22 protein-coding genes and 1 tRNA gene are annotated in these 22,569 nt (G+C 55.5%); 21 read left to right on the forward strand and 2 right to left on the reverse strand.

Annotation, left to right across the window (positions count from 1 at the left end; genetic code table 11):
• Positions 1-24 precede the first annotated feature (24 nt).
• From aroC to NQT62_RS05380, 20 genes are all read left to right on the forward strand, one after another.
• On the forward strand, positions 25-1,131 hold the full coding sequence (aroC, locus tag NQT62_RS05285; RefSeq protein ID WP_256763618.1) for a chorismate synthase: 1,107 nt from the start codon (positions 25-27) through the stop codon (positions 1,129-1,131).
• 57 nt (positions 1,132-1,188) lie between these two features.
• Positions 1,189-2,379 (forward strand): MFS transporter, encoded by a 1,191-nt coding sequence (locus NQT62_RS05290; RefSeq protein WP_256763619.1) that lies wholly within the window; start codon positions 1,189-1,191, stop codon positions 2,377-2,379.
• A 27-nt stretch (positions 2,380-2,406) separates the two neighbouring features.
• Complete coding sequence (locus NQT62_RS05295; protein WP_256763620.1) at positions 2,407-3,258, forward strand: M48 family metallopeptidase; 852 nt, start codon at positions 2,407-2,409, stop codon at positions 3,256-3,258.
• 124 nt (positions 3,259-3,382) lie between these two features.
• The gene (leuC, locus tag NQT62_RS05300; protein ID WP_256763621.1) at positions 3,383-4,783 is read left to right on the forward strand and encodes a 3-isopropylmalate dehydratase large subunit; all 1,401 of its coding nucleotides are present in this window, start codon (positions 3,383-3,385) and stop codon (positions 4,781-4,783) included.
• A gap of 15 nt (positions 4,784-4,798) precedes the next feature.
• Positions 4,799-4,933, forward strand: coding sequence for an entericidin A/B family lipoprotein (locus NQT62_RS05305; RefSeq protein ID WP_256763622.1), 135 nt, complete (start codon positions 4,799-4,801; stop codon positions 4,931-4,933).
• Between the two features lie 25 nt (positions 4,934-4,958).
• Positions 4,959-5,603 carry a 3-isopropylmalate dehydratase small subunit gene (leuD, locus tag NQT62_RS05310; RefSeq protein WP_256763623.1) on the forward strand — a complete coding sequence of 215 codons (645 nt, stop codon included), beginning with the start codon at positions 4,959-4,961 and terminating at the stop codon, positions 5,601-5,603.
• A gap of 68 nt (positions 5,604-5,671) precedes the next feature.
• Positions 5,672-6,757, forward strand: a complete 1,086-nt coding sequence (leuB, locus tag NQT62_RS05315; RefSeq protein ID WP_256764412.1) for a 3-isopropylmalate dehydrogenase — start codon at positions 5,672-5,674, stop codon at positions 6,755-6,757.
• Positions 6,758-6,790: 33 nt separating this feature from the next.
• Complete coding sequence (gene asd / locus NQT62_RS05320) at positions 6,791-7,909, forward strand: aspartate-semialdehyde dehydrogenase (protein WP_256764413.1); 1,119 nt, start codon at positions 6,791-6,793, stop codon at positions 7,907-7,909.
• 158 nt (positions 7,910-8,067) lie between these two features.
• The gene (locus tag NQT62_RS05325; protein WP_256763624.1) at positions 8,068-10,173 is read left to right on the forward strand and encodes a motility hub landmark protein FimV; all 2,106 of its coding nucleotides are present in this window, start codon (positions 8,068-8,070) and stop codon (positions 10,171-10,173) included.
• A 1-nt stretch (position 10,174) separates the two neighbouring features.
• Positions 10,175-10,963 carry a tRNA pseudouridine(38-40) synthase TruA gene (truA, locus tag NQT62_RS05330; protein ID WP_256763625.1) on the forward strand — a complete coding sequence of 263 codons (789 nt, stop codon included), beginning with the start codon at positions 10,175-10,177 and terminating at the stop codon, positions 10,961-10,963.
• On the forward strand, positions 10,960-11,604 hold the full coding sequence (locus tag NQT62_RS05335) for a phosphoribosylanthranilate isomerase (RefSeq protein ID WP_256763626.1): 645 nt from the start codon (positions 10,960-10,962) through the stop codon (positions 11,602-11,604). The genes truA and NQT62_RS05335 overlap by 4 nt, the downstream gene beginning before the upstream one ends.
• Before the next feature lie 58 nt (positions 11,605-11,662).
• Positions 11,663-12,937, forward strand: a complete 1,275-nt coding sequence (trpB, locus tag NQT62_RS05340) for a tryptophan synthase subunit beta (RefSeq protein WP_256763628.1) — start codon at positions 11,663-11,665, stop codon at positions 12,935-12,937.
• Positions 12,938-12,948: 11 nt separating this feature from the next.
• The gene (trpA, locus tag NQT62_RS05345) at positions 12,949-13,770 is read left to right on the forward strand and encodes a tryptophan synthase subunit alpha (protein WP_256763630.1); all 822 of its coding nucleotides are present in this window, start codon (positions 12,949-12,951) and stop codon (positions 13,768-13,770) included.
• Between the two features lie 88 nt (positions 13,771-13,858).
• Entirely contained in the window at positions 13,859-14,722 is an 864-nt protein-coding gene (gene accD, locus NQT62_RS05350; RefSeq protein WP_256763631.1) for an acetyl-CoA carboxylase, carboxyltransferase subunit beta, read from the forward strand.
• Positions 14,719-16,134, forward strand: a complete 1,416-nt coding sequence (folC, locus tag NQT62_RS05355; protein WP_256763632.1) for a bifunctional tetrahydrofolate synthase/dihydrofolate synthase — start codon at positions 14,719-14,721, stop codon at positions 16,132-16,134. The genes accD and folC overlap by 4 nt, the downstream gene beginning before the upstream one ends.
• Before the next feature lie 18 nt (positions 16,135-16,152).
• Positions 16,153-16,962, forward strand: coding sequence for an SPOR domain-containing protein (locus tag NQT62_RS15505; protein WP_256763633.1), 810 nt, complete (start codon positions 16,153-16,155; stop codon positions 16,960-16,962).
• Positions 16,959-17,483 (forward strand): CvpA family protein, encoded by a 525-nt coding sequence (locus tag NQT62_RS05365; protein WP_256763634.1) that lies wholly within the window; start codon positions 16,959-16,961, stop codon positions 17,481-17,483. The genes NQT62_RS15505 and NQT62_RS05365 overlap by 4 nt, the downstream gene beginning before the upstream one ends.
• A gap of 9 nt (positions 17,484-17,492) precedes the next feature.
• Positions 17,493-19,007, forward strand: coding sequence for an amidophosphoribosyltransferase (gene purF / locus NQT62_RS05370; RefSeq protein WP_256763635.1), 1,515 nt, complete (start codon positions 17,493-17,495; stop codon positions 19,005-19,007).
• Between the two features lie 160 nt (positions 19,008-19,167).
• Positions 19,168-20,424: an aspartate kinase gene (locus tag NQT62_RS05375; protein ID WP_256763636.1), complete on the forward strand. Its 1,257-nt coding sequence runs from the start codon at positions 19,168-19,170 to the stop codon at positions 20,422-20,424.
• A 67-nt stretch (positions 20,425-20,491) separates the two neighbouring features.
• Positions 20,492-20,582: transfer RNA gene (locus NQT62_RS05380), tRNA-Ser, on the forward strand.
• A 99-nt stretch (positions 20,583-20,681) separates the two neighbouring features.
• Here NQT62_RS05380 and NQT62_RS05385 read toward each other — a convergent pair.
• Positions 20,682-21,107: a hypothetical protein gene (locus tag NQT62_RS05385; protein WP_256763637.1), complete on the reverse strand. Its 426-nt coding sequence runs from the start codon at positions 21,105-21,107 to the stop codon at positions 20,682-20,684.
• Between the two features lie 164 nt (positions 21,108-21,271).
• Here NQT62_RS05385 and NQT62_RS05390 point away from each other — a divergent pair, with 164 nt between their 5' ends.
• Positions 21,272-21,796, forward strand: a complete 525-nt coding sequence (locus tag NQT62_RS05390) for a hypothetical protein (RefSeq protein ID WP_256763638.1) — start codon at positions 21,272-21,274, stop codon at positions 21,794-21,796.
• 10 nt (positions 21,797-21,806) lie between these two features.
• Here NQT62_RS05390 and NQT62_RS05395 read toward each other — a convergent pair whose 3' ends face one another.
• A complete protein-coding gene (locus tag NQT62_RS05395) occupies positions 21,807-22,565 on the reverse strand; it encodes a YoaK family protein (RefSeq protein WP_256763639.1) in 759 nt (252 codons plus the stop codon).
• Positions 22,566-22,569 lie beyond the last annotated feature (4 nt).

Below are 22,569 nucleotides of genomic sequence, written 5' to 3' on the forward strand. Positions count from 1 at the left end.
GGTTTTGGTTCGCGCACAACAATCATGTCCGGAAGCAGCCTGGGTCGTCTTTTCGTGGTTAGCAATTTTGGTGAAAGCCATGGACCGGCCATTGGGTGCGTGGTGGATGGTTGCCCACCAGGTTTGCCACTCACTGAGGCTGATCTGCAAGCAGACCTGGATCGACGAAAGCCCGGCACATCACGCCATGTTACCCAGCGGCAAGAGGCTGATCAGGTGGAAATTCTGTCGGGCGTCTTCGAGGGTTTGACCACCGGCGCACCCATTGGTCTGTTGATTCGCAACCAGGACCAGCGCAGCAAAGACTATGGCAACATCATGGACACCTTTCGTCCAGGCCATGCTGACTATACCTACTGGCACAAATATGGCATTCGCGACTATCGCGGCGGCGGTCGTTCCTCCGCGCGAATGACTGCGCCCATGGTGGCGGCCGGTGCTGTTGCAAAAAAATGGTTGAAGTTAAACCATGGCATCGACATTCGGGGCTGCATGACGCAAATCGGTGATGTGGACATTCCATTCGAGTCTTGGGACGACGTCCACAACAATCCGTTTTTTGCACCCAACGCTAGCAAGGTGGCCGAGTTGGAAGCCTACATGGATGCCCTTCGAAAGTCCGGCGATTCCTGCGGTGCTGGCTTGCGCGTTCAAGCCACCGGTGTGCCGGTTGGTTTGGGTGCACCGCTTTACGACAAGCTGGATGCCGACATTGCTCATGCGATGATGAGCATTAATGCTGTCAAAGGTGTGGAAATTGGCGCGGGTTTTGCGTGCATCACGCAAAAAGGCTCGGAGCACGGCGACGAGCTGTATCCAGACGGCTTCGGTTCCAATCAAGCAGGTGGCATACTCGGGGGCATTTCCACCGGTCAGGCCATTGAAGTTCGCATGGCCATCAAGCCAACGTCCAGCATCCGCTTGCCCCGCAAATCCATCGACAAGGCTGGCAATGCCATTGATGTAGAAACTTTTGGTCGACATGATCCGTGCGTGGGTATTCGTGCCACGCCAATTGCGGAGGCCATGCTGGCCTTGGTTATCATGGACCATGTGCTGCTGCACCGTGCGCAATGTGCCGATGTTCGGGTAACGACGCCGAAAATCCCGGCAGACCGCGCAAACGGTTGAGTTTTGCCGGCCCATTTGTTCAATGCACCCCGCCGTTAGGTCACAGTGTCCCGCTTGATGTCCCAGCATGCCTGGCTGGCGATGTTTTACGCAGCCTATTTTGGTTTTGTCGGGCTGTATTCTCCATTCCTTGGCCCATACCTGAAAACGCTGGGCCACAGTCTGGACGTGATTGCCCTGTCGCTGGGCATGATGCAGTTAATGCGTATCGTGGGCCCATTTGCCTGGGGATGGTTGTCGGACCACACAGCGAACCGGGTTCGCTGGATACGTGCCGGGGCCTTTGGCGGGTTTCTATGTTCAGTGCTGGTGTTTCTCAACCAGCAAAGCGCCATGGCCTTGGTGCTTCTCATTCTGCTGCTGAACTTGAACATCTCTGGTTTGGTGCCAATGTCCGACACCCATTGCATGGAAATTTGTCGGGGTGACAATGGCTGGTACGGAAAAATACGGCTGTTTGGCTCCCTGGGCTTTGTGGCGGCGGTCCTGTTGTTTGGCTGGATTGCCAATGTCTGGGGCTATGCGTCTTATCCGTTTTTGGCATGTCTGAGTTTGTTGATTGCATTTGGCGCCGCCATGCAGTTTTCGCCTGCACCGTCTGAGCCTTTATCCACTGCACTCACAGGTTCGGCGTCTGGCGGTCTGAATCGAACCTCCGTCGGTACCGGTTTTCGGCAATTGTTGATCCCTCAGCCAATGCCGACGCTCTGGCTCGCATCGTTTTTCATGATTTTGGCCCATGGTGTTTTTTACGCCTATTTTTCTCTCTACCTGCTTGAGCACCACTACACCGAGTTGACCGTGGGCTGGCTGTGGGCCTTTGGTGTGTTGTGCGAAGTGGCGTTTTTTGCGCTTCAAACCCGTTTCTTCGATTGGCTTTCGTTGTCCACCTGGTTGTGCATTGGCTATGCCGCCTGTGCGGTTCGCTTCGCGGTTACTGCACTGTTTCCCGACTGGTTGTGGATGATGGTGTTCGCCCAAGGTCTTCATGCGCTGACATTTGCCGCTCACCACACAGCCACGATTGCCTGGTTGCGCGTCCACTTGCCAGGTCGGCTTGTGGTTCGAGGGCAGGCCATGTACGCCACGATTGCCTATGGTTTGGGTGGCTCGGCGGGCACCGTGGTAGGTCGAAGTCTGTGGGGATGGGGCGGGCCGTCCACGGCCTTTGGCGCTGCCAGCTTGGCAGGCCTGATTGCCTTGTTCTACGGGTTGAAACTCAAGCGCCAGGAAGCCGTCTTACAATAACCGTTACTGATTTTAAGCGAGGACTGCATGTCAGGACTATTTCCGAATCCAAGTCGCCGGTTGTTATGGGCCACTTCGCTCGTGGCCACCAGCGCATTTTTAAGTCTGACCGGCTGTGCAAACACACGCACCACGTCCGCAGGGGCTGTGGGCATTGATCGACCCCAGTTCGTCTCCATGGTGTCAGCGCAGGACATGGAAACCAGCTCTGTCAAGGCGTATGCAGCTGAATTGAACAAGGCGCGCACGGCGGGCAAGCTGAATGTGAATGCCCAGCAGGTGGAGCGCGTGCGTGCGATCGCTCGTCGATTGATTCCGCAAACCGCTGCGTTTCGCACCGATGCGCCCGCTTGGAAGTGGGAAGTCAACGTGATCACTTCGGACCAACTGAACGCCTGGTGCATGGCAGGTGGAAAAATTGCGGTCTACACCGCGCTGATCGACAAGCTCAAACTGACAGACGACGAATTGGCTGCAGTAATGGGGCATGAAATTTCGCATGCCTTGCGTGAACATGCCCGGGAGCGGGTGTCGCAAAAAATGGCCACTGGGCTTGGTGTTGACCTGATTTCCATTGGTTTGGGTTTGGGCAGTGTGGGCAAAGACCTGGTTGGAATGGTGTCGGATGTCACCATTTCCCTGCCGTACAGCCGCGAGCACGAGACGGAGGCCGATCGCATGGGCGTCGAATTGGCTGCACGGGCTGGCTATGACCCACGCGCGGCCATCACCTTGTGGGAGAAAATGGGCAGTGCAGGGGGTGGTGCACCGCCTGAGTTGTTGTCCACCCACCCGGCACCGGCCAATCGCATGCGGGACCTTGAAGATTACTCCCGCCGGGTGGAGCCTCTGTATGAGGCAGCAAAACGGCGGGGCTGATCCCTGGTTTCGGCTGTTGCATCGGTGTTTGCCTTCAGGCCTGTCCCTGTTTTGTGCAGTGCAGGGCTGTGGCATAATAAAGGGCTGTTCCTGACCTGTAACCTGGCTGAAGCAAGGCCCTCTCATGGCAAAGACCCTTTACGACAAATTGTGGGAAAGTCATGTTGTCCGTACCGAATCGGATGGCACCTCCCTGATCTACATCGACCGTCATCTGTTGCATGAAGTGACCAGCCCGCAGGCCTTCGAAGGCCTGCAACTGGCAGGGCGCGCACTGTGGCGCAACAGTGCCAACCTGGCGGTGGTTGATCACAATGTACCCACCACTGACCGTTCCAAAGGCATCGAGGACGAGACCTCCCGATTGCAGGTGGAAACACTGGACAACAATGCGCGAGCCCACAAGCTGGCTTACTTCGACATCAAGGACCAGCGGCAAGGCATCGTTCACGTGATTGGCCCTGAGCAGGGCGCTACGTTGCCCGGCATGACGGTGGTTTGTGGTGACTCGCACACCTCCACGCACGGGGCAATCGGTGCCTTGGCGTTTGGCATCGGCACATCCGAGGTTGAACATGTCATGGCCACCCAGTGCCTGATCATGAAAAAAGCCAAAAACATGCTGGTGCGTGTTGAAGGGCAATTGGGCCAAGGCGTCTCAGCCAAGGACATTATTCTCGCCGTGATCGGCAAAATCGGTACTGCCGGCGGTACAGGCTATGCCATCGAATTTGGCGGTTCAGCCATCCGGGGCCTGTCTGTTGAGGGGCGCATGACCCTGTGCAACATGGCCATTGAGGGCGGTGCGCGCTCGGGCATGGTTGCGGTGGACAACAAAACGATTGAGTACGTGCAGGGAAGGCCCTACAGCCCCACCGGTGCCGATTGGGACAAAGCTGTCGCTTATTGGAATACGTTGCATTCCGATGACGGTGCACAATTTGATGCTGTGGTTGAATTGCGTGCCGAAGACATTCTGCCGCAGGTTACTTGGGGTACATCGCCGGAAATGGTGACCAGTGTTCAGGGGGCGGTTCCCGATCCCACTGCCGAGAGAGATCCGGTTCGCCGGCAGAGCATTGAACGTGCCCTGCAGTACATGGGTCTGCATGCCAATCAGAAGATCGAAGACATCGCCATCGACAAGGTTTTTATTGGTTCATGCACCAATTCGCGTATTGAAGACTTGCGTGAAGCGGCCTCGGTGATCAAAGGTCGCAAAAAAGCGGCCAATGTCAAGCTGGCCATGGTTGTACCTGGTTCTGGATTGGTGAAGGCGCAAGCTGAGAAAGAAGGCCTGGACAAGGTATTCCTGGCGGCTGGTTTTGAATGGCGTGAACCAGGTTGTTCCATGTGCCTGGCCATGAATGCGGATCGTTTGGGCGCTGGAGAACGTTGTGCTTCCACCAGCAACCGCAACTTTGAAGGTCGCCAGGGCGCCGGTGGCCGTACTCACCTGGTAAGCCCTGCCATGGCAGCTGCTGCAGCCATCGCTGGTCATTTCACCGATTCACGTTCCTTTTAACGGAGAAGAGTTCTCATGAAGAAAATTGCCGTGGTATTGCTGGCTTTTGCCGGAATTGGCCTATCTGCTTGCAACACGATTGAGGGTGTGGGCAAGGACATCAAGCAGGGCGGCGCAGCCATTGAGCGTGCCGCTGACAAAAGCAAATAATCGAACGTCAACAACCGGATAGGCCATGGATAAATTTGTCACCCACACCGGAATCGCTGTGGCGTTGAACCGCGCCAACGTCGATACCGATGCCATTATTCCCAAACAGTTCCTCAAGTCGATCAAGCGCACCGGGTTTGGTGAGCACTTGTTCGACGGCTGGCGTTATCTGGACGAGGGTCAACCGGGCATGGACTGCACCAAGCGCCCATTGAATCCGGACTTCGAATTAAACCAGCCTGCTTTTCAGGGCGGAACGGTGCTGGTGGCAGGGCCGAATTTTGGTTGTGGTTCTTCCCGCGAACATGCGCCATGGGCCTTGCAACAGTATGGTTTCAAAGCCATTGTGTCGGCTAGCTACGCAGATATTTTCTTCAACAATTGCTTTAAGAACGGACTATTACCCATTGTTTTAAAAGAAGAAGAAATGGGTATTTTGTTTGCTGAGATTGCCAAACAACCCGGCATCCAAATCACGGTTAGTTTGGAAAAACAGACCGTGAGCGTTGGTGAGCACAGCTTTGGGTTCCAGGTGGATCCGTTTCGCAAGCACTGCTTGATGAATGGGCTGGACGACATCGGTCTGACTCTGGAACACAAAGACGAGATCAAGGCCTATGAGGCCCGCCGACTGGCTGAACAACCTTGGTTGGCCAACACCATCCAATGAAGACAATACTTTCAAATTAACTTGTAAGGTATTGATGTGGAATATTTAAATAGAGCAACCGAATGACCCTGAAAATTGCTGTGATGCCCGGAGATGGCATCGGCCCTGAAATCACTGCTCAAGCCGTCAAAGTGCTGGAAGCCCTGAAAACCGATGGCCTGCAGGTGGAATTTGAGCATGCGCTTATTGGTGGTGCCGCCTACCGTGCCACGGGTGTTCCGCTGCCCGAGAGCACCGTCGCACTGGCCCAAGCGTCCGATGCGGTGCTGTTTGGGGCGGTGGGTGATTTTTCCCTGGACACTTTGCCACGCCACCTGCGCCCTGAGCAGGCCATTTTGGGTATTCGCAAGGCGCTGAACCTGTTTGCCAATTTTCGCCCAGCCATGGTGTATTCCGAGCTGGCCGATGCGTCAACCCTGCGACCTGAAGTGGTGGCTGGACTGGACATTCTGATTGTTCGCGAATTGACGGGCGATATCTATTTCGGCACGCCACGTGGGCACCGCATTGCAGAAGATGGCCCCTTCAAAGGTGAACGTGAAGCCTTTGACACCATGCGCTACGCAGAAACGGAAATCCGCCGAATTGCCCATGTGGCGTTTCAGGCTGCCCGCAAGCGTGGTGGCAAGCTGTGCTCGGTTGACAAGGCCAATGTGCTGGAAACTACCCAGTTTTGGCGTGATGTGGTGACTGAAGTTGGCAAAGAGTATGCCGATGTAGAACTTAGCCACATGTACGTCGACAATTGCGCCATGCAGTTGCTGAAAAACCCCAAGCAGTTCGATGTCATCGTGACGGGTAATCTGTTTGGCGATATTTTGTCAGACGAGGCCTCGATGTTGACGGGTTCGATTGGCATGTTGCCATCCGCCTCCCTGAATGAATCAAATTTTGGCTTGTACGAGCCGATCCACGGCTCGGCCCCGGACATTGCTGGAAAAGACCTGGCCAACCCCATGGCCACTGTGCTGTCCGCAGCCATGATGCTGCGTTACACCTTTGGACTGGAAGAGTATGCTTCCCGTATCGAGAAGGCCGTGCAAACCGTGCTGGCCAGTGGCCCGCGCACCGGCGACATTTGGCGCGAAGGCAAGGAACGCACCGGAACCAGCGGCATGGGTGACGCCATTGTGGCCGCGCTGGCTCGACAGTAAACGTATTCAAGATCAAGACCTGGAGTAATCATGTTGAAAGTGGGTTTGGTAGGCTGGCGTGGTATGGTGGGCTCGGTCCTCATGCAGCGCATGCAGGAAGAGAACGACTTTGCTCATTTCGAGCCTGTGTTCTTTTCAACGTCCAATGCGGGTGGCAAGGCCCCGGCCTTCGCCAGCGGTGCAGGCCCCTTGCAGGACGCCAACAGCATCGACGCCCTGAAGCGAATGGACGTGATACTGACTTGCCAGGGGGGTGACTACACCAACGAGGTGTTTCCCAAACTGCGCGAGGCGGGCTGGAATGGCTACTGGATTGATGCAGCTTCAAGCCTGCGCATGAAAGACGATGCCATCATCATTCTGGACCCGGTCAACATGCACGTGATCAAGGATGGTCTGACCAAGGGTGTCAAGAATTACGTGGGGGGCAACTGTACAGTCTCCCTCATGTTAATGGCGCTGGGCGGTCTGTTTCAGAACAATCTGGTGGAGTGGCTGACCTCCATGACCTACCAGGCCGCGTCGGGTGCGGGTGCGCAAAACATGCGTGAACTGATTGCGCAAATGGGCAGCATCCACAGCAAGGTGGGTGGTTTATTGGCCGACCCGGCCTCTGCTATTTTAGACATTGATCGCCAGGTGGCTGCGCACATCAACTCACCGGAATACCCAACCGCCAATTTTGGTGTGCCACTGGGTGGCAGCCTGATTCCCTGGATTGACAAAGACCTGGGCAATGGCCAGTCCAAAGAGGAATGGAAAGGTGCTGCTGAAACCAACAAGATTTTGGGCAAAGTGGCTGGGCAACCTGGTTCCATTCCAGTGGATGGTTTGTGTGTGCGCATTGGTGCGATGCGCTGCCACTCACAAGCATTAACCATCAAGCTGAAAAAAGACGTGCCGCTGGATGAAATCAACGACATGCTGGCCAAGGCCAACGACTGGGTGCGTGTCGTACCCAACCAGCGCGAGGCCTCCATGAAGGACTTGACGCCGGCTGCTGTCACTGGCCGCATGCATGTGCCGGTGGGCCGTTTGCGAAAAATGTCCATGGGCGGTGATTACCTGAGCGCCTTCACCGTGGGAGACCAGTTGTTGTGGGGTGCAGCAGAGCCACTGCGTCGCATGTTGCGTATTTTGATTGAGCGCTGAACGGGTCAATGCCCACACACCTTGCCAACAGTGCATTTGGGGGCCTGCGTGTGTGGCTGAAGTTCAAGTACCATAAGAGGGCACGCAGGCAGCGTGCCCTTTTTATTTCATGGAGTGATCGGGTGAGGCACATTACAACAAAGACATTGCCGTTTCTGATGGCTGGACTTTTGCTGAGCACGGGTTTGCAGGCAGCCCAATTGGGGAAGTTGGAAGTCCTGTCATCGTCCACCGAGCCTTTTGTTGCGCAAATACAAATTGAAAGCCTTCGCCCTGAGGAGCGCAGCGGTTTGCAGGCCAAACTGGCTTCCCCGGAAGCATTCAAGGCTGCGCGCCTGGTGCTGGATCCCAAATTGTCGACCCTTAAGTTTGAAGTCAAGGACAGTGGCAAGACTGATGGTGCGCTCATTCGAATTACCGCCGATTCGCCCTTGCCGGCTGGTTTTCTGGACGTCTTAATCGAATTGAGCTGGGCGGGTGGCCGAGTCGCCCGCGAGTACACCTTCAGCGTCGCGGAGGGAAAGGCCCCCGCATCCAAAACGCCGGCAATTCCTGAAATCCGGCCGCCACAAACATTGCCACCCGTTGCAGCGCCGGCGCCAAAAAATGCGGGCACTGAGCCTGAGTCTGCGCCCGCAAAGCCTGAACTCCAAGTAGCCGATGGTGGGGCTCGTGTGGTGAAAAAGGGCGAAACATTGTCAGAGATTGCGCAAAGTCTGACTGGTTCGGGGGTCACCCTCAACCAAGCCATGGCCGCCATTTATGAGGCCAATCGGGATGCCTTTATCGGCAACAGTGTGCACCTGGTGAAAGAGGGCGCGCAGCTGCGCATACCCAACAAGGCAGCACTGCGTGCAAAGTCCCCACGTGAGGCACTGCTGGTGCTGGCCAACAATGATGGCCGCGATGTGTACTCTCGGTATGCGCGCCAGTTGGGCTTGTTGGCGGTGGCCGATCAATCGACCCAAGCCACCAACAGCAGTGTCGGAAAAATTGAATCCAAAGCACCGGTGGATGCTGCAGCTGCATCCAAAGAGGATCGTCTCAAGATTGCACCGGGTGGCCAAGCCAGAGTCGCCGATGCCAATGCCGAGGAATTAACAGCCAAAAACAAGGCGCTGGCAGAGGCCAACGAACGCATTGCGCTTCTGGAAAAAAATGTCTCTGATCTTCAAAAGTTGATCGACATGCAGAAAGATCAGGTTGCCGCCAAAGCCCCTGGTCAGGCCCAAGCGCTGGCAACAGCGACTGAACAGCCAGCCGAGCAGCCCACGGATAAAACTGCCGAAACCGCAGAAACGACCAAGCCTGCCGTTGAAGTACCTGTGCAGTCTGCTGCAGTGCTTCCACCCGAAACCAAGAAAGAAGAACCTCCGAAAGCTGCACCGGTGCCTGTGGCGACTATTGAACAGCCATTTAACTTGATTCCTTGGTTGCTGGGTGGTGCAGGGGCTGTGGTGGCAGCGGTGGTGGGGTTGTTGGTGTGGCGCAGTCGCATCAAACCGGAACCGTTTGTGGAACGTGAGCCCGACTTTGAAAATCTGATCGCCGAGGACGCTGCCCAGGCAAGCCCCGCTGTTGAAGATCCGCCTGTTGGCGCCTTGGAAAAAGTCGCTGACGACGCGTTTGACCTGGATGAACTATTGGCCAGTACCGAGCCGGTTGACGCAACGACGGCGGTTCCACCGGTGCCTGATTTCAAAGTGGCTGAAGCGGCGGAAGAGCCCGTTCAGCCCATGGTCATTGAGGAATCGATTCCAGATTTGGGTCAGGCTTCAGCGCAGGCCATGGCCGAACCCGAATCCCTCAGCAGTGAGGTGAAACTGGATTTCCCGGAAGACCAGAGCGCTGCGATATCCGAGCCGGCTTCCTCGTCCATTCTGGATGATCTGGATGCTTTGTCGACCGGTGCAACAGCGGCCCAATCCGAGATCGAGGCTTTGAGGTCCAATCCCATTGTGGTCGATGAAACGGCGATCAACCCAGACTTTCTGGATGATGAGCCATTAAACCCCGCCGAGGCACCAGTGGCTGAACTTCCGAAAGACCTGGAAGCTGCCATGGCCGATTTGGATCTGGACGTCGATCAACCCAAATTGGATGATGCCACCTGGCAAGAGGTGGCCACCAAACTGGACCTGGCGGGTGCCTATGTCGAGATTGGTGATGCCGATGGTGCCAAGGAGTTGCTGCATGAAATCATCAAGAAAGGTGACGCTGATCAGGTCAAGAAAGCCAAAGCATTGCTAGACACTTTGGGTTGATATGAACCGGGTGGTGTTGGGCCTGCGGTACAGCGGGCATTCATTTGAAGGGTGGCAAACTCAAACCCATGGAAACACGGTTCAAGACACACTGCTGAACGCACTGGAAGCAATTTGTGGCGAGCGACCAGTGATTCATTGTGCTGGTCGAACCGACGCCGGAGTCCATGCACGTCAGCAGGTGGTTCATTTTGATACGTCGGTACACCGCCCTTTGAGCGCTTGGGTCAAGGGCGTGAATAACCACCTACCTGGCACAGTGGTGGTAGCCGGTGCCAAATATTTGGGTGAACCCTTTCACGCGCGATATGCGGCCATTTCTCGAATGTACCGGTATTATTTTTATGCATCGCCAGTGCGGGACCCGTTTAAAACCCACATGACTTGGATGCATTACCCATTGGACTTGCTGCGAATGCAATCGGCTGCAGCCATGCTGGTGGGTACTCATGATTTCTCATCATTTCGTGCAGCACAGTGTCAGGCCAAAAGCCCGGTTAAAACACTCCATCGGGTATCGCTTGTGGAATGTAGTGACCACTGCTATGTTGAAATTCACGGAAACGCTTTTTTGCACCACATGGTCCGTAACATCATGGGTGCGCTGTTCGAGATTGGCATGCACCGCCAACCACTGGCGTGGATGCAAACAGTGTTGAGCGCCAGGGATCGCAGTCAAGGCGCCAAAACAGCGTCTGCTGCCGGCTTGACGCTGTGGGAAGTGGAATATCCGCCTGAATTTGGCATAGCTGATTTATTCAATCCAGCCCAGTTGGACTTCAACCCATGAGAACGCGCATCAAACTTTGTGGACTGCAAACGCCCGATACAGTGCAGGCTTGCGTACAGGCCGGTGCGGATGCGGTGGGTTTTGTGATGTACCCACCATCGCCGCGCCATGTTTCGGTCGAGCAGGCTGCCAGCCTGGCCCGGTATTTGGGGGCCTGGCAAACGCCGGTGGTGTTGTTCGTTAATCCCGAGCTGGATGTGGTTCGGCAGGTGATTCAGGCCATTCCTCAGGTATTGCTGCAATTTCATGGCGACGAACCCCCATCGTTTTGCGAGCAGTTCAACCGCCCCTACCTTAAAGCGATCCGCATGAAGGCCGATACGGATTTGATGCAGGCATCGGACATGTACCAGTCTGCGCAGGCGTTGTTGGTGGACTCCTGGAGTGAGGCCTATGGTGGTTCCGGTCACAGTTTTGACTGGTCTTTGCTGCCCAAACCCGGCGCATTGAAGCAGGCTTTGGTATTATCCGGAGGGTTGGATGATGCGAATGTCGGCCAAGCCATTCGGGCCGTCATGCCCTACGGCGTGGATGTGTCCAGTGGTATCGAATCGGCTCGCGGGGTAAAAGACCACCGCAAAATTGCCCGGTTCTGTGCAGCTGTGCAAGCCGCCGACATGAACGCCCAACACGGTGGTTGAAACCGCAGCCAAACCAGTGGACAGGATTGTCCGCCAACGACCCAATTGAGCAGTGACCATGAACAAACCCTACGACTTCCCGGACGCAAGCGGCCACTTTGGGCCGTATGGAGGCACCTTTGTGTCAGAGACATTGGTGCATGCTCTGGAAGAATTGAAATCTGTCTACGCGCACTACCAGAACGATCCGGTATTTCTGGCTGAATTTGAACATGAGCTGAAATACTTTGTTGGCCGTCCAAGCCCCATCTACCACGCCAAGCGCTGGTCGGAGATGCTGGGTGGTGCCCAAATTTACTTCAAGCGCGAAGACTTGAACCACACGGGTGCTCACAAGGTGAACAACTGCATTGGGCAAGCACTGCTGGCCCGTCGCATGGGCAAGCCCCGCGTGATTGCAGAAACTGGCGCAGGCCAACATGGTGTTGCAACGGCCACAGTTGCGGCTCGGTATGGCATGAAATGCGTGGTGTACATGGGGCAGGAAGACGTGGCCCGTCAGGCCCAAAACGTATTCCGCATGAAATTGCTGGGGGCCGAGGTTATTCCGGTGACTTCCGGTTCCAAAACCCTGAAAGATGCATTGAACGAGGCCATGCGTGACTGGGTGACCAATGTGGAAGACACGTTCTACATCATCGGCACTGTGGCTGGGCCGCACCCATACCCCATGCTGGTTCGTGATTTCCAAAGTGTGATTGGCAAAGAGTGTTTGGTGCAGATGCCCGCTTTGGTGGGTCGCCAACCGGACTATGTTCTGGCCTGTGTGGGTGGTGGTTCCAATGCCATGGGCATTTTCTACCCCTACATCAACGAGGAACAAGTCCGCTTGATTGGCGTTGAGGCTGCCGGAGAGGGCATTGAAACCGGTCGCCACGCCGCGTCGCTGCAGGCAGGTACTCCGGGTGTGCTGCATGGCAACCGCACCTATTTGCTGCAAAGTGACGACGGTCAAATCATTGAAACCCATTCCGTGTCCGCAGGCCTGGATTATCCCGGTGTTGGTCCCGAGCATGCTTGGTTGAAGGACATTGGCCGCGCTGAATATGTGGGTATCACCGACAGCGAGGCCCTGGAGGCATTTCACAACTGTTGCCGCATCGAGGGTATTATCCCGGCCCTGGAAAGTAGCCATGCGTTGGCCTATGCAGCCAAGCTGGCCAAGACGCTGCCCGAGGACAAAATCATTCTGGTCAATCTATCCGGGCGTGGCGATAAAGACATGCACACCGTTGCCCGCATGAGTGGCGCTGAGTTTTACTGCCATCCAGATTGCAAAACGGGTCACCAAAACAACTGCGGCGGGCCATCGGGCACCGCTTGCAAGCCTTGAACTGTAACGCCATGTCGCGCATTCAATCCGTATTTGACACACTCAAAAAACAGGGCCGCAAGGGCTTGGTGCCCTTTGTCACCGGTGGTGATCCAGACCCATCCCAAACTGTGGCTGTGCTCCATGCACTGGCCAATGCTGGGTCAGACGTGATCGAGTTGGGGGTTCCGTTTTCCGATCCCATGGCCGACGGTCCCGTGATTCAACGCTCCAGCGAGCGTGCGTTGGCCAAAGGCATCAGCACCCGGAAAATTCTCGACTATGTGCGTGAATTCCGCCAAACCAACACCCACACGCCGATTGTGCTGATGGGTTACGCAAACCCCATTGAACGCATGGGGCAGCAGGCCTTCGTGGCTGCGGCCAAGGAGGCTGGGGTGGATGGTGTGCTGGTGGTGGACTATCCGCCCGAAGAGTCCATCGATTTCGCACAACACCTTCGAGCAGCAGGTTTGGATCCCATCTTTCTGCTGGCGCCCACCTCGTCGGATGAACGCATCGAAAAAGTGGCCAAAGCAGCCAGTGGTTATGTGTATTACGTGTCACTGAAAGGTGTGACCGGGGCTCAAAACCTGAACACCCAAGAGGTCAGCTCCAAATTGCCAACCATTCGCCAGCACACCCAAGTGCCGGTAGGTGTTGGGTTTGGCATTCGGGATGCAGCCTCGGCCTGCCGTGTGGCGGAGTCGGCCGATGCAGTGGTGATTGGTTCCGCACTGATTCAAACGTTGGAAGCGGGGCAGCCGGCCGATGCTGCCCGATTGGCTGGCGAGTTCATTGCGCCCATTCGGGCCGCTCTGGATGCGCAATTCAAGGCTTGCATTCAACCGTGAATAAAACCGGGACAGGGCGCCAGATCCTGCCCGTTATCCTCAGAAACTGGTTTGATCGTCGGTCAAACCCAAGCAAGGACCTGCAAACATGAGCTGGTTAGAAAAAATCATCCCACCGCGAATTTCCACCAAAGGGCCCAGTGATGTGCCCAAAAAAACAGTGCCTGAAGGGCTCTGGGCCAAGTGCGAAGCTTGCGATGCCGTGTTGTACGCCAATGATCTGGCCAATAACCAAATGGTGTGCCCGGCCTGTAGTCATCACATGCGCATCAATGCGCGTGAACGCTTGAACTTGCTGTTTGACAACGACGAACGGCTTGAAATCGGCCAAGAGGTGGTCCCCATCGATTCCTTGAAATTCAGGGACAGCAAGCCCTATCCACAACGCTTGAAAGATGCGGTGGAGGCGACTTCCGAGACCGATGCCCTGGTGGTGCAGAAGGGCGCCATGAACGGTCTGGATGTGGTGATTGCCTGCTTTGAGTTCGAGTTCATGGGCGGATCCATGGGTTCGGTGGTGGGTGAGCGGTTTTGTCGCGGCGTTCAGGTTGCGCTGGATGCAAAGGTGCCGTTTATCAGCATCACGGCATCGGGTGGTGCACGCATGCAAGAGGGCTTGGGTTCGTTGATGCAAATGGCCAAAACGTCCGCCATGTTGGCCAAGTTGTCCCAAGCCAAGCTGCCTTACCTGTCCGTGTTGACCGACCCGACCATGGGGGGCGTATCAGCCAGTTTTGCTTTCTTGGGTGATGTGGTGATTGCTGAGCCCAAAGCATTGATCGGTTTTGCAGGGCCGCGCGTGATTGAACAAACGGTGCGACAGACCCTTCCGGAAGGTTTCCAGCGGGCCGAGTTTTTGATGGAAAAAGGTGCGGTGGATTGCATCGTGGACCGCCGTGAGATGAAGAACAAGTTGAGTGATTTATTGCGTTTGCTTTTGAGGATTCAGTGAATAGTTCCAGCAGTACTCCGGTAACGTCAACCGCAGCACGCCCCGTCAATGGTGCCAGCCTCGATCAGTGGTTGGTCTATTTGGAATCCATTCATGCCAAGTCCATCGACATGGGGTTGGAGCGGGTTCAAACCGTCAAGGACCGATTGAATATCCAATTGGGTGGTGTGGTATTCACGGTGGCTGGCACCAACGGCAAGGGCTCCACATGTGCCATGCTGGAAAGCATTACAGTGCAGGCTGGTTATCAGGTGGGTATGTATACTTCGCCTCACCTGCTGCGTTTCACAGAACGGGCACGCATCAATGGGCAAGAAGTCGCCGAGGCTGACTTGGTGCGCGCCTTTGAAGTGGTCGAAGATGCACGGCAAGGGCAGGGTGTTGGGACAGTATCCCTCACGTATTTTGAATTTTCGACATTGGCGATTGTGTGGTTGTTCGCGAAACGCCAACTGGACGTGGTGATTCTCGAAGTGGGCTTGGGCGGTCGGCTGGACGCCGTCAATGTGTTTGACCCGGACTGCGCGATTTGCACCAGTGTTGATTTGGATCACATGGCTTTCCTGGGGCCCGACCGTGAAAGCATTGGTCGCGAGAAAGCAGGAATTTTCCGATCTGGAAAACCAGCCATTGTCAGTGATCCCGCGCCCCCCCAGAGTGTGATCAACCATGCCGCTGCCATCGGTGCGGACCTTTGGCTGTTCGGCCGAGACTTTAACTACAGCGGCGACAAGCAGCAATGGGCGTACGGCGGACGCAATATTCGGCGGGGGGCGTTGGCATACCCTGCATTGCGCGGTGCCAACCAATTGTTGAATGCATCGGCCGCCCTGGCCGCCCTGGAAAGCGTACGTGACCGTTTGCATGTGCCAGCCCAGTCTATTCGACAGGGTTTTTTGCTGGTGGAATGGCCAGGTCGTTTCCAGGTGTTGCCGGGTCAACCCACCGTCGTGCTGGATGTGGGGCACAATCCGCATGCCGCGGCCCATTTGCGCGAAAGTCTGGACAACATGGGCTTCTTTCCCTACACGCATTGCATTTTTGGCATGTTGGGCGACAAAGACGCCGAGTCGGTGGTGAATGCCTTGAAAGACCGCATCGACCATTGGCACTTGGTGACCCTGGAAGGCGACCGCGGGCGGACCGCTGAAGAATTAAAGGTTTCCCTCCAAAATGCGGGTGTTGATGCCGTCAACTTTGATTGGGCAGCAAACGCAGAGGCGCTGGGCAAGGGGGGTATTGCCAAACAGGCACCCGACAAAACCGTTCAGACCTACGACAGCGTGGCGCAAGCGTACACCGTGCTCTCAAAGGCAGTGTCTGCGAATGATAGAATTCTGGTTTTCGGGTCATTCCTGACGGTTGCGCAAGCGCTGCAAGCGCGAGAACAGCTACGGAAACGTCCTGCTTGATCATTCAACGAGGTGCCGGTGGCTTCCAATTCGCGTTCGACTGCCAAAAACAGAGTCAACAACGATCCCGTTGATGAACTGAAGCGCAGGGCTCGGCGACGTCTGGTGGGGGCCATCGCCCTGTTCTTGGCTGCTGTCATCGTGGTGCCGGCGTTGGTGGAAAATGAACCGGCGCAAACACCGAGCAAAGTAGAACTGGTGGTACCCGATCGACCCTCGTCTGACATTTCTGCCGATCTGAAATCAAAAGCGGCCAGCAAGCCTGTCGAAAAATCTGACAAAGCAGCCGGCCACGGTGTGACTGGTACCAATAGCGCGCCCATTCCGCCAGCTGATGAAGTGGAGCCCTTGGTGGTTCCTCCAGTGGCCACAGCAAAACCCGAGCCCAAACCCGAACCCAAACCCGAACCAAAGCCCGCTGTGAAGCCGGAGCCAAAGTTGGAGTCCAAAGCCGCGTCCAAGGTGGACGACAAGACGCCTGACAAACCAGTGTCCAAAGTGGATCCCAAATCGGAAGTGAAAACCGACAGCAAGTCCAGCGCCAAGCAAGACAGCAAAAGCACGGCCAAAGCTGGCGATGATTTGATTGCCAAGTTTGCCGATGAGGTGTTCTGGGTACAAGTGGCGGCCGTGGGCGACAAGGCCCGAGCGGAAAGCCTGAAGCAAGAGCTTTCCGGAAAAGGTTTTTCGGCACGCATTGAGAGCACCAGCAGCAATGGCTCCACGGTGTACCGCGTGCGTGTTGGGCCACTCAGCGGCCAAGACAAAGCCGATGCCACGAAATCCAAATTGAGCGCTGCCGGTTATTCCGGGAGAGTGGTGCAGTGAGCGGCGCCGTGGGCGACTGGTTGCACGGGTTGACCGTGTTTGATCACATGGTGTTGGCCATGATTGCCTTGTCCATGGTGTTGGGATTGTTCCGTGGCATGGTGAAAGAAGTGCTCTCGCTGGCCAACTGGGTGATCGCGTTCTGGTTGGCCAATAAATATGGTGCCGACATGGCTGTGCACATGGCTTGGGTGGAAGGCCTGACTGAGCCGATGAAAGCACTTATTGGATGCGCTGCCACATTTTTTGCCGCCATGGTCGTGGGGGCCATATTCATTGCGCTGCTGGGCCGAATTGTGTCGGCGGCGGGTTTGGGTTTTGCAGACCGCGGCATGGGTGTGCTGTTCGGTTTTGCGCGTGGTTTGTTTATTGTGTTGGTGCTGGTTACAGGCGCGGGTTTTACAAGCTTGCCCAAGCAACCGTTTTGGCGAGATGCCCGATTGTCCCCGTATGCCGAAGATGCAATGCGCACCATCAAGCCGCATTTGCCGGAGTCCGTGGCCAAGTGGGTTCGCTACTAGGAGAGTTCAATGTGCGGGATAGTCGGTATAGCCGGTTTTTCTCCAGTCAATCAAATGCTCTACGACAGCTTGCTGTTGTTGCAGCACCGGGGGCAGGATGCTGCGGGCATCGCCACTGCCCATGGCAATGCATTTTCAATGTTCAAAGGCAATGGCCTGGTTCGGGACGTGTTCAGAACCCGCAACATGCGTTCGTTGCCCGGGAACATGGGCATTGGCCACGTGCGTTACCCCACAGCCGGTTCAGCAGCCAGCTCTGAAGAGGCTCAGCCTTTTTATGTGAATGCGCCGTATGGTTTGGTGTTGGCCCACAACGGCAACCTGACCAACAGCGAACGCCTGAAGGCCGAACTGTTTAAGAATGATCGCCGCCACATCAACACCAATTCGGACTCTGAGGTGTTGTTGAACGTGTTGGCCCACGAGCTGCAATCCAAGGCGTCGGGCTACAACCTTGATCCAGTGACGATTTTCCGAGCCGTGGCTGGCATGCACAGCCGGGTGCGTGGCGCTTATGCCTGCGTGGCACTCATCGCGGGTTATGGGTTGTTGGGCTTCCGAGACCCATATGGCATTCGCCCGCTGGTGCTGGGCAAGATTGAAACGGAGCAGGGCACGGAATACATGTTGGCTTCCGAGTCGGTGGCATTGGCAGGCCTGGGTTTTGAGTTTGTTCGCGACATTGAACCGGGTGAAGCCATTTTTGTGGACATGGAAGGCAATATTTCTGCTCAGCAATGTGCCGAAAAGCATTCCCTGAACCCGTGTATTTTTGAGTACGTGTACCTGGCTCGCCCAGACTCGGTGATTGACGGTGTGTCCGTGTACGAAGCCCGGGTGAAAATGGGTGAATACCTGGCTGATCAAATCAAGGCAGCCATGGACCCCCAAGAAATCGATGTGGTCATGCCCATTCCCGACTCCAGCCGCCCGGCGGCGCTGGAATTGGCCAACCAGATTGGCGTGCCCTATCGGGAAGGGTTTATCAAAAACCGCTACATCGGCCGTACCTTCATCATGCCGGGTCAGGCTGTGCGCAAAAAAAGTGTGCGGCAAAAGCTTAATGCCATCTCGGTGGAATTCCGCGGAAAAACAGTGTTGCTGGTGGATGACTCGATTGTCCGCGGCACCACCAGCCGTGAGATTGTCCAGATGGCCCGAGAAAGCGGCGCCAAAAAAGTGATTTTTGCCTCCGCGGCGCCACCGGTGCGATTTCCCAATGTGTACGGCATTGACATGCCGACTCGCGATGAGTTGATCGCCTCCGGCCGCAGTGACCAGGAGATTTGTGACGAGATTGGTGCAGATGCCTTGTTCTATCAAGACATCGAAGACATGAAACGCGCCATCACCGACTTGAACCCCACGATGACGGTGTTTGATGCGAGCTGTTTTGACGGCCATTACATCACTTGCGACATCACGGCCGAATACCTAGACCGCCTTGAATACATGCGCAAGCATCCGGAGGTTCAGGAATCGGGTGGATTGCAAATGAACTTGGGGTACTCTGCGAACCAATAAGCAGCCAGGCAATCCGCAGCGATTCAGTCAGCGTTTGAATTCAACTCGGGACCAACAAGGTTTGTCAGTTCTGTGTCATTCCTTGTTGTAAAATACACAACACTTTGAAATCAAAGCGCGAAATGGTTCGCGCTTTTTATTTGTGCAGGATGCACTCAACATGGCATTGATCGTACACAAATACGGTGGTACCTCCATGGGGTCCACCGAGCGCATTAAAAATGTGGCCCGTCGAGTGGCCAAGTGGCACCGCGCTGGCCATCAAATGGTGGTGGTTCCGTCTGCCATGTCCGGCGAAACCAACCGCTTGATTGGCCTGGCCAAGGAGATTCAGGCAGAGCCCGATCCCCGTGAGTTGGACATGCTGTGCTGCACCGGTGAACAAGCCTCGGTGGCGTTGCTGGCCATGGCCTTGAAAGCCCAAGGCCTGGAAGCCATCAGTTTTTCAGGCTGGCAAGTGCCCATCAAAACCGACAGCGCCTACACCAAGGCCCGCATTGAGTCGATTGACGATGCGCGTATCCGTGCCGAGTTGAACGCCGGCAAGGTGGTCATCGTCACGGGTTTCCAGGGCATTGACAGCTTGGGCAACCAAACCACGCTGGGTCGCGGTGGCTCGGACACCTCGGCCGTGGCGATTGCTGCTGCATTGAAAGCCGCTGAATGCCTGATTTACACCGATGTGGATGGCATTTACACCACCGACCCACGCGTGGTGCCCGAAGCCCGACGCATGACGGTGATTTCTTTCGAAGAAATGCTGGAAATGGCCTCTTTGGGCTCGAAGGTGTTGCAAATTCGCTCGGTGGAATTCGCTGGCAAATACCGTGTGCCCACCCGCACGCTGTCCAGCCTGACCGATCCCGATATTCCGCTGGCTGAAGAAATGAAGTCCGGCACCCTGATTACTTTTGAGGAAGATGAACATATGGAACAGGCCGTTGTTTCCGGTATCGCCTTCAACCGTGATGAAGCCAAAATTACCATCCGCGGTGTTCCCGACAAACCCGGTGTGGCGTATCAAATTCTGGGGCAGGTGGCCGACGCCAACATTGACGTGGACATGATCATCCAGAACCAGGGTTCAGATGGCACCACCGACTTCACCTTCACGGTACACCGCAACGAATTCAACAAAACCATGGACTTGTTGAAAAACAAAATCCAGGGTGCGGTTGGGGCACGTGAAGTGGCCGGCGACACCAATGTGTGCAAGGTCTCGATTGTGGGCATCGGCATGCGTTCGCATGTGGGTGTGGCCAGCCTGATGTTCAAAACTCTGTCTGATGAAGGCATCAATATCCAGATGATTTCAACCTCGGAAATCAAGGTGTCTGTGCTCATTGAAGACAAGTACATGGAACTGGCTGTGCGTGCTTTGCACAAGGCTTTTGGTCTGGACAAACAGGCCGCCTGAATTTAAGCCCCCAAAAGGGGCTTTGGCTGGTAATCAGCCGCAAACCGTGTATAATCCACGGTCTTACGGAGACGTGGCCGAGTGGTCGAAGGCACTCCCCTGCTAAGGGAGCATACCCCAAAAGGGTATCGGAAGTTCGAATCTTCTCGTCTCCGCCAGTGAACACCCAAAAACCCCGATTCAATGTTGCGTGGTCAACGTTGTTCGGGGTTTTTGTTTGAATTCAAAGTTCGATGCACCATCGCTCACCTGAGGGTTTATAACGGCGCTGAATATTTCGGCGCTTTGGGCGAGGTCTGACCGGCCTTGTTGAGGTTGACACGAATCTCATCTGGATACACAAACATGGCGCCAGTGGCCAGGTCGGTAATGCCCAAGTCGAGAATACCGCTGGCCACGCCAGCAGAACTGGCGTGACTCACGACTTTGATGGTTTGTGAGTCATAGCCAGGCGCCGTACACAGGGCAATGATGTCGTCTTTGTCTTTGCTAACCACAATTGAATTGTTCTGCTTTGACACTGTGCCCAGCTCCCCGTCATCAACGCGGGTAAGGCTACACACCGTGTTGTCGGGGTCCATCTTGAAGATCAGTGTCTGTTTGGTGCCTTGGGTGATGGTGGCGCAGGCTGCGGTTGCAAAAAGCAGCACCGCGGCGCTCGTGTGTTTCAAGGGTGTGTGCATGAATTGTTCCGTATACCAATATCCACTTTGGATACTATGCGTCACCGCTTATGGCGGGAAATCATCCGCTTGATGTAATCAAAATGACTACGCTTTACTGATGATGGTCGACTTGGGTTTGCCAGCAGTACATTGGCGAAGTTATCCCGACATGCAGGCACACCATGAAAGAATCTGTAACGGCAGTACGCGCTTTACTGTTGGCTCTCCTGCTGACAACGCTGGGTTTGAATGTGGCTTGTACTTCCATGGCCAAATCGGCGGGCATGTCGTTGATTTCCGGCAAGCTGGACAGCAACATCGGGCAGTCCTATAACACGGTGATTGAAAACCCCAGAACCTACGGACCACTGATTGGCGAGGAAAAACTGGCAGGCGGATTTACTGTGAAAAAACACCTGACCGATCGGCGCGGCAAAGGCAGTATTTTCGACATGGCTGGTGGCGGTGAGCCGATTGGCGTAGAGACCAAGATGCGCATGGCCACGTACTTCAAGGTGGATTCGAAAGGCATTATTCGGGACTGGGCCGCCGGCTACATCGATGTGGGTACGGGGTTTGGTTTGGCAGGCTTGAGCATCACGGAAATTTTTGGTGTGAAAGACCGTGATGTGTACATTGAAGAAGTGGACCAAACCGTGAAAACCCGGGATGACAAACCTTACACTGTTTGGAAAACCACAGGCTGATCAGCGCGATCTACAGGGGTGGACGGCGAAATTGTTTGCGGACATCGTCCCAAATAGACAGCAAACTCACCAACATCAGCGATGTTGCAATGGGCACGGTGGTGATGTAGCCAAACTGCTTGAAGCCCCAGGCACCAGCCAGACCACCCACAAAAAAACCGGTCAGCAGGCCTGCCAATAAGCGAAGCTTGTTACGGTCTGCGCGCACTGCGGGTGTGCTTGCATGCATTGTCCGGTTAACGTACAGCAGCTTGCCCAACTCGATACCGAGGTCCGTCACAATGCCGGTAACATGCGTGGTGCGAATTTCCGATTTGGACAGCTTGCTGACCAGGGCGTTTTGCAAGCCCATCAAGAAACAGAGCAGGGCGGCTGTCAGTGGAATGTAGAAACGTTCATAGTCATCCAGGCGGCCACCCAAAACACCAAAGCACAGCAGCAGAAGCGCTTCCAAGGCCAACGGGATGGCAAATTCGCTGGTGAGCCGTCTTTTTCGAGCGAAATTGACCAGGATGGCACACAGCATGGCACCCAGCAGAAACGATACCAAGGATGCGGCACCGGCCAACACCAGCGTGTGTTGGCCGAGAACCCACGCGTCACTCAGGGAGGACACCACACCGGTCATGTGGCTGGTGTATTGGTGAACAGCCAAGAAGCCGCCAGCATTGATGGCACCCGCCACAGCCGCCAGGTAGATGCCCAACTGGGCATTGGCCTGGCGCGTGCGCTGATGACCGATCAAGCTGCGCGGCAGTCTGAACGGCATGGCC

This window comes from Limnobacter humi (assembly GCF_024518835.1).
Classification (GTDB): Bacteria; Pseudomonadota; Gammaproteobacteria; order Burkholderiales; family Burkholderiaceae_B; genus Limnobacter; species Limnobacter humi.